This is a genomic window from Aeromonas sp. R5-3 (assembly GCF_040908225.1).
Lineage (GTDB): Bacteria > Pseudomonadota > Gammaproteobacteria > Enterobacterales > Aeromonadaceae > Aeromonas > Aeromonas dhakensis.
Map to the genome: position 1 here is coordinate 218,879 of NZ_JBFODH010000021.1, position 10,754 is coordinate 229,632.

A 10,754-nucleotide genomic window follows, 5' to 3' on the forward strand; every position below is an offset into this window, starting at 1 on the left:
GCGCTTATTTTCCCTGTTGGGATTTGAGCAGATCGCGGATCTCGGTCAGCAGCTCCTGATCCTTGGTGGGGCCGGCCGGTGCCGCGGCTTCCTCTTCCTGCTTCTTCTTCAGGGTGTTGATGGCCTTGAGCCCCATGAAGATGGCGAAGGAGATGATCAGGAAGTCGATGATGGTCTGGATGAACTTGCCGTAGGCGATGACCACGGCCGGCGCACTGCCCTCGGCGGCCTTCAGGGTCACGGCGAGGTCGCTGAAGTCCACGCCCCCCAGGATCAGGCCGATGGGCGGCATGATCACATCACCGACGAAGGAGGAGACGATCTTGCCGAAGGCGGCCCCGATGATGATACCGACCGCCATGTCGATGACGTTGCCTCTGGATGCAAAGGCCTTGAACTCTTGAATCAGACTCATTTTCCCCTCCAAAAATGGGCTAGTAGCGGCCTGGGCCGCCCTGGTGTTTGAATAATAAAGCATCAGGAAAACAGAGGATGACCGTCGTGTTTCCTGTCGTCCCGGTTAGCTTGCTGGGGCTTTGCCCGATTGGCAACCTGTCAGATTGGGATTTTTTTGCGACCCTTCTATTAACCAATTAGTAATTAAGCAGTTGAGGCGAGCATATTTGCTGAGTAACCTTGTGAGTCCATTCGTTCATGCCAAGTGAGTAAAAAAGTGCACTATTTACTGCTGGGAATGATGCTGCTGGGCTCTTTTGCCGTCAGCGCGGGGATGGATCCCCAACTGTTGAAACAGACCATAGAGCAGCGGCTCGGGGTGCAGGTCTATCTGGTGGACGAGACCCCGGTCTCCGGCCTCTATCTGCTGGGCACGGCGCAGGGGCCCCTCTATACCGATGCCAGAGGCGACCATGTGCTGCTGGGCACCATGCTGGATCTGGCCCACGACATGAAGAACCTCACCATGCTGGGCCAGCGTCAACAGCGGCAGCTGGCCCTGGCCCAGATCGGCGAGCGGCGGATGCAGCTCAAGGCCGTGCCCGAGCGCCACCGCCTCACCCTGTTTACCGATCTCGCCTGCCGCGGCTGTCGCACCACCCTGGATGAGCTGTCCGCCTTGCAAGCGAGGGGGGTGAGCGTGCAGCTGTTGCCGGTACTTGGCCCCTTTGCCGATTTGGCGGAGGCGCAGGCGCGCTGGTGCGATCCCGGGCTGCTGCGCGAACTCGAACTCAGTGATCGTTTGCCTGAGAGCGGCTGTAATGAGATCCTTGCCCATCATATCGGCCTGAGCCAGTGGCTCGGGATCAAGGCACTGCCGAGCTGGGTCCTGCCAAATGGCGACCTGCTGCGCGGTTATCAGAGCCCTGAACAACTGCTCAAGATACTGGATCACATCGATGCCCCTGCTAATCCGTCGTCGTCCGCGCGTGGATGATTCCCATCTGCCCGCCACCCTTCATCCTTTGCTGCGGCAAATCTTCGCCAGCCGTGGAGTCGAAGACCCTGCCCTGCTGGAGCGCAGCGCCAATCAGCTGTTGCCACCTCAGCGCCTGTTCGGCATGGCGCAGGCGGTGCCCCTGCTGGCCGAGGCGCTGACGGCGCAAAAGCGCATTCTCATCGTCGGTGACTTCGATTGTGACGGCGCCACCAGCTCGGCCCTGTGCGTGCTAGCCCTGCGCGCCATGGGTGGCCGCCACATCGACTTTCTGGTGCCCAACCGCTTCGAGTTCGGGTATGGCCTCACCCCCGAGATCGTCGAGCTGGCGGTGGCCCGCGGCGCCGAATTCCTGATCACGGTGGACAACGGCATCTCCAGCATCGCCGGGGTGGCGGCAGCCAAGGCGGCCGGCATGCAGGTACTGGTTACCGATCACCATTTGCCGGGCCAGGAGCTGCCTGACGCCGACGCGATAGTGAACCCCAACCAGCATGGCTGCGATTTTCCCTCCAAGTCGCTGGCCGGGGTCGGGGTCGCCTTCTACCTGATGGCGGCCCTCAACACCCATCTGCGCCAGAGCGGCTGGTATGAGCGCCAAGGGCTGCGCGCACCCAACGTGGCGGATTACCTGGATCTGGTGGCCCTTGGCACCGTGGCCGACGTGGTGGCGCTCGATGGCAACAACCGTATCCTGGTCCATCAGGGTCTGCAGCGGATCCGGGCCGGCCGCTGCCGTCCCGGCATCCAGGCGCTGGTGGACGTGTCTGGCCGCGACGGTCGTCGCCTGTGCGCCGCCGATCTCGGCTTTGCGCTGGGGCCGCGCCTCAATGCGGTGGGGCGGCTCGACGACATGTCCCTCGGGGTCGCCTGCCTGCTGAGTGACGACCTCAACCTGGCGCGCCAGCTCGCTTCCGAAATGGACAGCCTCAACCAGGAGCGCAAAGAGATCGAGCAGGGGATGCAGCAGGAGGCGCTGGCCACCCTGGAGCAGATCCGGTTTCGTGACGGCGAGGTGCCGTCGGGTATCGTGCTGCACCGGGACGAGTGGCATCAGGGAGTGGTGGGGCTGGTGGCCTCCAAGGTGAAGGAGAAGTACTACCGCCCGGTCATCGCGTTTGCCGAGAGTAGCGAGACCGAGCTCAAGGGCTCCGGGCGTTCCATCCCCGGGGTGCACCTGCGCGATGCGCTGGAACTGCTCGATACCCGTCACCCCGGCCTGATGGGCAAGTTTGGCGGCCACGCCATGGCGGCGGGGCTGACCCTGCCCAAGGCCAATATCGAGGCCTTCGGTCGCGCCTTCGAGGCGGTCATCGGCGAGCTGGTGACGCCTGAGCTCTTGACCGGGGTGCTGCTCACCGACGGCGAACTGCTGCCGGACGAGCTAACCCTCGAGCTGGCGGAGCTTATTCGTGCCTCCGGCCCCTGGGGTCAGGCCTTCCCCGAGCCGCTGTTCGATGGCGAGTTCGTGCTGGTGCAGCAGCGGCTGGTGGGGGAGAAGCACCTCAAGATGATGCTGACCACGGATTCCGGCCACGCGGTGGATGCCATCGCCTTCGGGGTCGACTTGCAGCGCTGGCCCGATGCCTCGGTCAAACGGGTGCGGCTGGTCTACCGGCTCGACGTCAACGAGTGGCGTGGCAACCGCAGCGTGCAACTGCTGGTGGAGCATCTGGAAGCCGCCGGCCTCTGATCCGTGAGTCTCTCTTGCTGCCGATGACGGCCACCTCAGGGTGGCCGCTTTTTTATGGTATGAACCCGGATTTTGCCGTTGACCCGTCTATTGCTTCACGGTTTAAGCTTCCCTTCATCGGGTCACGGACCCCACTGCGAGTCGCTGTCATGAAAATATCCGAACTGGCCCGGCGCTGCGGCCTGGCCCGCTCCACCCTGCTCTATTACGAGAAGCTGGGGGTGATTGCGGGAACGAGGGGCACCAACGGCTATCGCCACTACAACGATGAAGATCTGCAGCGGCTGCGGATGGTGCAGGCCCTGCAGGCGGGCGGGCTCAGCCTCAAGCAGTGCCTCGCCTGTCTGGCGGGCGAGCTTGATCAGACAACGCTGGCAGCCCGGGTCAGGGAGCTGGATGAAGAGCTGGCGCGGATGCAACGCGCCCGGGATCTGCTGGCGGATCTCGCCGGTTTACGTTCGCACTCCGGCGACGAGTTCAAGGCCTGGCAGCGGCAACTGCAGCATCAAGCCCCGCAGGCCTACTTTGCCTGGGTGATGAAACAGGGATTCAGTGAAAAAGAGCGTTATCACCTGCAGTGGCTGAGCAAAGACATGAACGAACATGAGCGCTACATCCGGGATTTCAAGCTGCTGCTGGATGGCATGAGTTATTGGGGGCCGGGGGATTGTGACTTCACCCAGCAGCAGTTTGCCGCGCTGCCCATGGCGCCTCGCCGGATCCTCGACATGGGCTGCGGGCGCGGCGCCGCCACACTGGCGCTGGCACAGGTGACGGACGCCGCCATCGTGGCCATCGACCTCGACGAGGAGGCGCTGGCCGCCGTGGCCAGGTCGGCCAGCGCGGCTGGCTTTGAGCAGGTCACCACCCTGTGCGCCAACATGGCGGCGCTACCGGTGGAGCTGGCCTCCGCCGACCTTATCTGGGCCGAGGGGAGCGCCTACACCATAGGGGTGGCCAATGCGCTCAAAGCCTGGCGGGCGCACCTTGCCGGCCCTGATGCCTGCATCGTGCTGAGCGACTTGGTGTGGCTGACGGACACGCCGCCAGAGGAAGCGCTGGCGTTCTGGCAGCGGGATTATCCTGCCATGCAGACCCTGGCTGGCCTGCTGAAGACGGTGCAGGAGGCGGGGTATCGCTGCCTGTGGCACACCCAGTTGCCGCAAAGGGCCTGGCACAACTATCTGGATCCCATCGAGCGCAATCTGGCGCGCCATCGCGCCGAGCTGGGGGATAGCCCAGCCTGGCAGGATCTGAGCCGGGAAGTGGCCATTCACCGCCAATACCTGGGCAGCTACGGCTATGTGATCTGCTGCCTGCAGGCAGTCTGATCAGAACATCCATTGAAAGAGAGCAAACGGAGAAACCCTTATGAATATCCTCATTCGACCGGAAACGGTCACCGATCACGACGCCATTGAAGCGGTGACCGTGGCCGCATTCCTCAAGGCCCCCCATACCGATCACAACGAGCAGCTGATCGTGCGTGACCTGCGCCAGGCCGGGGCACTCAGTCTGTCGCTGGTGGCGGAGCAGGCGGGGCAAGTGGTCGGCCACCTCTGCTTCTCGCCGGTGACCATCAGCGATGGCAGCGAGCGCTGGTATGGCCTTGGCCCCATTTCCGTCTCCCCCGAGCTGCACGGCAAGGGACTGGGTTCACGGCTGATGGAAGCGGGTCTGGCCGAGCTCAAGGAGATGGGGGCTGCAGGCTGCGTGGTGCTGGGGGATCCCGGCTTCTACGGCCGTTTCGGCTTCGTGTCCGAGCCGGGGTTGACGCTGCCCGGCGTGCCGGCCGAGTACTTCATGGCCCGCTCGTTCGGCGTCGCCATGCCCAGTGGTGAAGTGCGTTACCATCAGGCCTTTGAGCAGGGGTGAGTCCTCACCATGAGAGCAGGCGTCATGGCGCTTGCTCTCACGGTGGTTTTTAATTGCTGGATTTTTTGATAATCAGGTTTTTTAGCATCGACTCATGCTGATTTTTCATATGGTAAATTCAATAAATCGAGGAATTGTGATAAATTCGCCCCTCTTGTTCTTCCTTGTTTGAACCGGATGCATCCCTTGCTGCCCCCTGGCCGACTGTCGACCTGGTCGATGGCCCTCGCCATCGCCTGCCTTCTCTGGCTTGCCGCCTCTGGCGCGGCAGGGGTTGTTGCAACCCCGGGGCCGGCAACGGGAGGGCAGGAGGGCCCGATGCAGCTGCACGAGCCGGCCCAGCGGGGGCAGCTCGACAGCGCCAGCCTGCCGCCAGCCTCCCAATGGCGCCTCGGCTTCGAGCAGGGGCGGCGACTGGAAGGGGCCGCTCATGCCGAGCTCTACCAGATGCTGCTGGCCTGGTTCCAGCACGAGATCCTCGGCCTGCTCTGCGGCCTGCTGTTCTTCCAGCCCCTCATCTACCTCAGGCAGCTGGCCGACCACTTCGGCTATCTGCATCGGCGGCTGCGATGCTGCCACCATCTGCAATTTCGGTTCTGCCACAGCGACTAGAGGCCGGCTGCACGCCACGCGTCCGTTCGATCCGATCCTGATCCCAGCTACAAAGTGCGGCCTGTGGGTCAGGCTCCGATCCGGCGCCTCTTGCACCGCCTTCGTGCCCGTTTGCGCGCAGGGAGGCGGCTCCCGTTCGTACCCGTTGTGAGCCGACCCGATGGACTATTACGTCAACCTCTTCATTCAATCGATCTTTGTGGAAAACCTGGCACTGGCCTTCTTCCTTGGCATGTGCACCTTCCTGGCCGTTTCCAAGAACATCAACACCGCCTTCGGCCTTGGCCTGACGGTGCTGGTGGTCATGGTGATCGCCATCCCCCTCAACAACCTGATCTACCGCCATATCCTGCGCCCGGAGAGCACCTTTCTCGGCGAGTTTGATCTGAGCTTTCTCGATTTCATCGTCTACATCGGGGTGCTGGCGGCCCTGGTGCAGGTGATGGAAATGGTGTTGGACAAGCACTTTCCGGCGCTCCATCATGCGCTGGGCATCTATCTGCCGCTGCTGACGGTGCACTGCGCCATTTTCGGCGGGGTGATGTTCATGGCGCAGCGGGACTACGACTTTATCGAATCTGTGGTGTATGGAGCGGGCTCAGGCCTGGGCTGGCTGCTGGGCATCGTCGCCATCGCCGGCCTGCGCCAGAAGATGAAGTATGCGGATGTGCCTGAGGGGTTGAGGGGGATTGGCATCACCTTCATCGTGGCCGGGCTGATGTCGCTTGGCTTCATGTCCTTCTCCGGCATGTCGTTCTAGCCGGGTCGAAAACAACAACGGCCACCCTGGTGGCCGTTGTTGTCTGCCTCAGCCCTCCGCCAGCATGGCGAGCAGCCGGTCACGCACCAGCGGCAGGGTCAGAAAGCCGTCCCGGTCGAGGAAGTGGCCACCATGTTCCAGGCTGTAGAGCGGCGCAGCCAGCCGCTCGCTCAGGTGCTGGCTGTAGGGATAGGGCACGATGGCATCATCCCGGGAGGCGACCACCACCCGGCGGGGGGCCAGCGCCATGATGCGGGCCGGGTCATAGTCCGGGGTCATGAAGGGATCCAGCTCCGGCAGGGTGTGCAGCGGCTGATCGAAACCGGAGACCAGCAGGATCCCCCCCACCTGGCTGCCGGCGGGCAGCCGGTCGAGCTGGCGCAATATGGTGATGCAGCCGAGGCTGTGACCGAGCAGAAAGGTGCGCTCATCGTGAGCCTGCACCAGGCTGTCCATGGCCGCATCCCAGGTGGCGGGCTTTGGGTGGTGGGGGTCAGGCATGGCCAGCACCTCGACCCGGACATCCCGGGCCTCGAGTTCGGCCTTGAGCCAGGGAAACCAGTGAGCGTCGGGGGAGGCGGTATAACCGTGCACGATGAAGAGGCGGGTTTGAGACATGGCATATCCTGGGCGGTTGACGATAACGGCGCCACATCATAACAGCGACCAAGGCCCCTCGACATGCCCGTTTCGGGGGCGCCAACCAGCAGGATGTGCTTTGCGACTTGCATAAAAAAGAGCGCCAGAAGGCGCTCTTTTGCTGTCGGCGGGCAGAGGCTTATTTGACCTCTTCCCCCTTGGCCTGCAGATCCGCGTGGTAGGAGGATCGCACGAAGGGACCGCAGGCGGCGTGGCTGAAGCCGAGCTCCATGGCCACGTCTTTGAGCTCGTCGAACTCTGCGGGCGGCACGTAGCGCTTCACCGGCAGGTGGTGGCGGCTCGGCTGCAGGTACTGACCCAGGGTCAGCATGTTGACGCCGTGCTCGCGCAAGTCCTTGAGTACCTGGACTATCTCTTCATTGGTTTCGCCCAGACCCATCATGACGCCGGATTTGGTCGGCACATGGGGATGCATCTCCTTGATGCGGCGCAGCAGCTCCAGCGACCACTTGTAGTCGGCACCCGGACGGGCGACCCGGTACATGCGCGGGGCGGTTTCCAGGTTGTGGTTGAAGACGTCAGGCGGGGTCTCGCGGAACACCTCGAGGGCCTGCTCCATCCGGCCGCGGAAGTCCGGGGTCAGGATCTCGATGCGGGTCTGCGGGCTGTGCTCGCGGATCTGCTTGATGCAGTCGGCGAAGTGCTGGGCACCGCCGTCGCGCAGATCGTCGCGGTCCACCGAGGTGATCACCACGTATTTCAGCCCCATTTCCTTGATGGTCAGTGCCAGCTTCTTCGGCTCTTCCGGGTCGAGTGCCAGCGGGCGGCCGTGGGCCACGTCGCAGAAGGGACAACGACGGGTACATATGGCGCCCATGATCATGAAGGTGGCGGTGCCGTGGTTGAAGCACTCCGCCAGGTTGGGGCAGGAGGCCTCCTCACACACTGAGTGCAGCTTGTTCTTGCGCAGGGTGCTCTTGATGTGCTCGATCTTCTGGCTCGACGGTGGCAGCTTGATCCGCATCCAGTCAGGCTTGCGCAGCACTTCTTCGTTGGGATCCGGCATGAATTTCACCGGGATCAGGGCCATCTTGTCGCCATCGCGCAGCTTGACGCCCGGCTCCATACGAACGGGTTTGCTCATGATTCACTCTCGGTGTTTGTTATTGTTTGATAACCAATCAGGCGGGCCAGTTCGGCCACCAGGATGGATTGCGCCTCGGCCACGCTCTGCGGGCCGCCCAGGGCGCTGGTCTGGGTCATGGCCATGCCCGCATAGCCGCACGGGTTGATGCGCAGGAAGGGGGTCATGTCCATGTTGATGTTGAGGGCCAGCCCGTGGAACGAGCACCCCTTGCGAATGCGCAGGCCAAGGGAGGCCAGTTTGGCCTCCATGCCGAGCTCGTTCTTCACGTAGACCCCGGGGGCATCGGGTTTGGCATAAGCCTCAATCCCGCTCTTGGCCAGGGTATTGATGATGGCGGTCTCCAGGCAGGTCACCAGCTCGCGCACCGTCAGCTTGCTGCGGCGCACGTCCACCAGCACGTAGAGCACCAGCTGGCCCGGGCCGTGATAGGTCACCTGACCGCCGCGATCGCTCTGCACCACCGGGATGTCGCCGGGGGCGAGCAGGTGTTCGGCCTTGCCGGCCTGCCCCTGGGTGTAGACGGGGTCATGCTCCACCACCCAGAACTCGTCCGGGGTGTCGGGGGTGCGGCTGTCGGTGAAGGCCTTCATGGCATCCCATACCGGCTGGTAGGGACGACGGCCCAGCTGTCTCACCAGCAGCTGGCTGGCGGACTGTGATGACTCGGCGGGAGTTTGGGGTGACATCTTTCCTCACTGACAGGCGCTTGGGTCGGCCGGCACGGCGCTGGTCGCCGGCGGCAAATAATCAGTCGCCCCGGTGGCGGGGCGAAAGAGGCGACTTACAGGACGTAGCGAACCAGTTCTATGTTGCCGAGGGCGGTATACATGGCTTCGATATGTTCCTTGCTCTGGGCAGTCACAGTGACCCGGACCGAGTGGTAGTTGCCCTTGGAGCTGGGCTGGACGGTCGGGCTGTAGGTGCCGGGGGCGTGCTGCTGCAGCACTTCCACCACCATGTCCGGCAGGGCCGGGTCGGCAACGCCGAGCACCTTGAACGGGAACTTGCAGGGGAACTCCAGCAGTTCATCAAACTTGGTATTCATTTACTCACCTTTTGCGGTCGTCGCGAGACGACTTTCTTGCTTGTGGCTAATGGCCGTTGGCCCCTCGGGGCCGCCATGCCCCCGTCTGTGCGGGGCAATGCTCAAGTGTATATGGGCATTGCCCGGGCCGGGATCAAGGCCGGATCGGCAGACAAGGGATGGAGGTGCTGCTTTTTACCACAAATCGTCAGTCGGCGGAACCTGCAGTTTACAGGGTTATTGACTGGCCAGACCCCAAAAAGACAGCAGCGGCGCCTGTTGGCGCCGCTGTTTGGTCGGGATCCTGCGTGCGGATTACTTGAACCAGCTGGAAACCAGCATCACCAGGTAGTCCCACAGACGGCTCATCAGGCCACCCTCTTGCACCTCTTCCAGGGCGACCAGCGGTACCTGCTTGATCTCCTTGTCCCCTTGCTTGAGGAACACGGTGCCGACGCGCTGACCCTTGGCCAGCGGTGCCTTCAGTTCGCTTTCGAGCTGGAAGTCCGCCTTGAGGTTGTTGCCCTGGCCACGGGTGACCAGCACGGAGACGTCCTTGTCGACGCCCAGCTTCACTTCCGGCTTGTCGCCCATCCAGATCTTCTGGGTCACCAGCTCGGTGCCCGCCTTGTAGGGGGTCAGGCTCTGGAAGAAGCGGAAACCGTAGGTGAGCAGCTTCTTGCTCTCGGCGGCGCGGGAGGCTTCGCTGCTGGCGCCCAGTACCACGGCGATCAGGCGCATGCCTTCGTTGTTGGTGGCGGAGGAGACCAGGTTGTAGCCGACCTGGCTGACGTGACCGGTCTTGATGCCGTCAACCTGCAGGGACTGATCCCACAGCAGGCGGTTGCGGTTGTGCTGGGTGATGCCGTTGAACACGAAGGATTTCTGGGCGTAGATCTTGTACTCCTCCGGCAGGTCGCGGATCAGGGCCTGGCCCAGGCGCGCCATGTCGTGAGCGGTACTGTAGTGACCTTCCGCATCCAGACCGTGCGGGTTCATGAAGTGGCTGTCGTTCATGCCGAGCTTGGCGGCCCAGCTGTTCATCAGGCTGGCGAAGGAGTCGGTGCTGCCCGCCAGGAATTCGGCCATGGCGACGCAGGCGTCGTTGCCGGACTGGATGATGATGCCCTTGTTCAGGTCATCGACGGAGACCTGCTTGCCCACCTCGATGAACATCTTGGAGGAGTCGGAGTAGTTCTTGGACCAGGCGTTCTGGCTGATGGTCACCATGTCGGTGCGCTTGATGTTCCCCTTCAGCAGCTCCTGGCCGATGATGTAGGAGGTCATCATCTTGGTCAGACTGGCGGGCGGCAGACGCTCTTCGGCGTTCTGCTCGGCCAGTACCTGACCGGAGTAGTAGTCGATCAGGATGTGGGCCTTGGCGGAGATCTCCGGCGCGGCGGGAACCACCACGGGGTTGGCGTTCGGCGTCGGGGTCGGTACAGGCGTGTTGGCCTGGGCGGTGGCGCTTATCAGGGAGGCCAGAATAACTGAACGGGCAAATTTGGACATCTTGAAATTCCTGGTGCCTGGTTGGGGTAACCCAAGTTAAAAATGCGGGCTTCACTATACCAGAAGCGACCGTCGGTCAAAGCCCGACGTGCCATCTGGTCTGGTTTTTTCTCCGTCCGTAGCCGCCATCACGCCGGG

General features: G+C 62.9%; 12 protein-coding genes. 6 read left to right on the top strand and 6 right to left on the bottom strand.

All coding sequences use genetic code 11. The features are described 5' to 3' along the window. Positions 1-4: 4 nt before the first annotated feature. On the bottom strand, positions 5-415 hold the full coding sequence (mscL, locus tag AB5Y95_RS12890) for a large-conductance mechanosensitive channel protein MscL (RefSeq protein WP_005298202.1): 411 nt from the start codon (positions 413-415) through the stop codon (positions 5-7). A gap of 258 nt (positions 416-673) precedes the next feature. On the opposite strand from mscL, the gene AB5Y95_RS12895 reads away from it, so the two are divergent. The 6 genes from AB5Y95_RS12895 to nqrE all read left to right on the top strand — a co-directional run bounded on the left by AB5Y95_RS12895 (position 674) and on the right by nqrE (position 6,333). Then, positions 674-1,393, top strand: coding sequence for a disulfide isomerase DsbC N-terminal domain-containing protein (locus tag AB5Y95_RS12895; protein ID WP_017780679.1), 720 nt, complete (start codon positions 674-676; stop codon positions 1,391-1,393). Beyond that, positions 1,356-3,086 (top strand): single-stranded-DNA-specific exonuclease RecJ, encoded by a 1,731-nt coding sequence (gene recJ, locus AB5Y95_RS12900; RefSeq protein ID WP_017780678.1) that lies wholly within the window; start codon positions 1,356-1,358, stop codon positions 3,084-3,086. Before AB5Y95_RS12895 ends, recJ begins: the two co-directional genes overlap by 38 nt. Positions 3,087-3,235: 149 nt before the next feature. Further along, complete coding sequence (locus tag AB5Y95_RS12905; protein ID WP_368161276.1) at positions 3,236-4,417, top strand: MerR family transcriptional regulator; 1,182 nt, start codon at positions 3,236-3,238, stop codon at positions 4,415-4,417. A 40-nt stretch (positions 4,418-4,457) separates the two neighbouring features. Next, the gene (locus tag AB5Y95_RS12910; RefSeq protein WP_368161278.1) at positions 4,458-4,961 is read left to right on the top strand and encodes a GNAT family N-acetyltransferase; all 504 of its coding nucleotides are present in this window, start codon (positions 4,458-4,460) and stop codon (positions 4,959-4,961) included. 318 nt (positions 4,962-5,279) lie between these two features. Next, positions 5,280-5,573: a hypothetical protein gene (locus AB5Y95_RS12915; protein ID WP_368161280.1), complete on the top strand. Its 294-nt coding sequence runs from the start codon at positions 5,280-5,282 to the stop codon at positions 5,571-5,573. A gap of 160 nt (positions 5,574-5,733) precedes the next feature. Next, positions 5,734-6,333, top strand: coding sequence for an NADH:ubiquinone reductase (Na(+)-transporting) subunit E (gene nqrE, locus AB5Y95_RS12920; protein ID WP_368161282.1), 600 nt, complete (start codon positions 5,734-5,736; stop codon positions 6,331-6,333). 48 nt (positions 6,334-6,381) lie between these two features. Here the strand turns inward: nqrE and AB5Y95_RS12925 are convergent, their stop codons facing one another. The 5 genes from AB5Y95_RS12925 to AB5Y95_RS12945 form a co-directional block, all read right to left on the bottom strand. Further along, positions 6,382-6,951 (bottom strand): alpha/beta hydrolase, encoded by a 570-nt coding sequence (locus AB5Y95_RS12925; RefSeq protein ID WP_010633145.1) that lies wholly within the window; start codon positions 6,949-6,951, stop codon positions 6,382-6,384. 160 nt (positions 6,952-7,111) lie between these two features. After that, positions 7,112-8,077 (bottom strand): lipoyl synthase, encoded by a 966-nt coding sequence (gene lipA / locus AB5Y95_RS12930; RefSeq protein WP_005298218.1) that lies wholly within the window; start codon positions 8,075-8,077, stop codon positions 7,112-7,114. Continuing rightward, the gene (gene lipB / locus AB5Y95_RS12935) at positions 8,074-8,766 is read right to left on the bottom strand and encodes a lipoyl(octanoyl) transferase LipB (protein WP_195879002.1); all 693 of its coding nucleotides are present in this window, start codon (positions 8,764-8,766) and stop codon (positions 8,074-8,076) included. Before lipB ends, lipA begins: the two co-directional genes overlap by 4 nt. Positions 8,767-8,861: 95 nt before the next feature. Beyond that, complete coding sequence (gene ybeD, locus AB5Y95_RS12940) at positions 8,862-9,125, bottom strand: DUF493 family protein YbeD (protein WP_005298227.1); 264 nt, start codon at positions 9,123-9,125, stop codon at positions 8,862-8,864. A gap of 294 nt (positions 9,126-9,419) precedes the next feature. Further along, complete coding sequence (locus AB5Y95_RS12945) at positions 9,420-10,616, bottom strand: D-alanyl-D-alanine carboxypeptidase family protein (RefSeq protein ID WP_005298230.1); 1,197 nt, start codon at positions 10,614-10,616, stop codon at positions 9,420-9,422. Between the last annotated feature and the right edge of the window lie 138 nt (positions 10,617-10,754).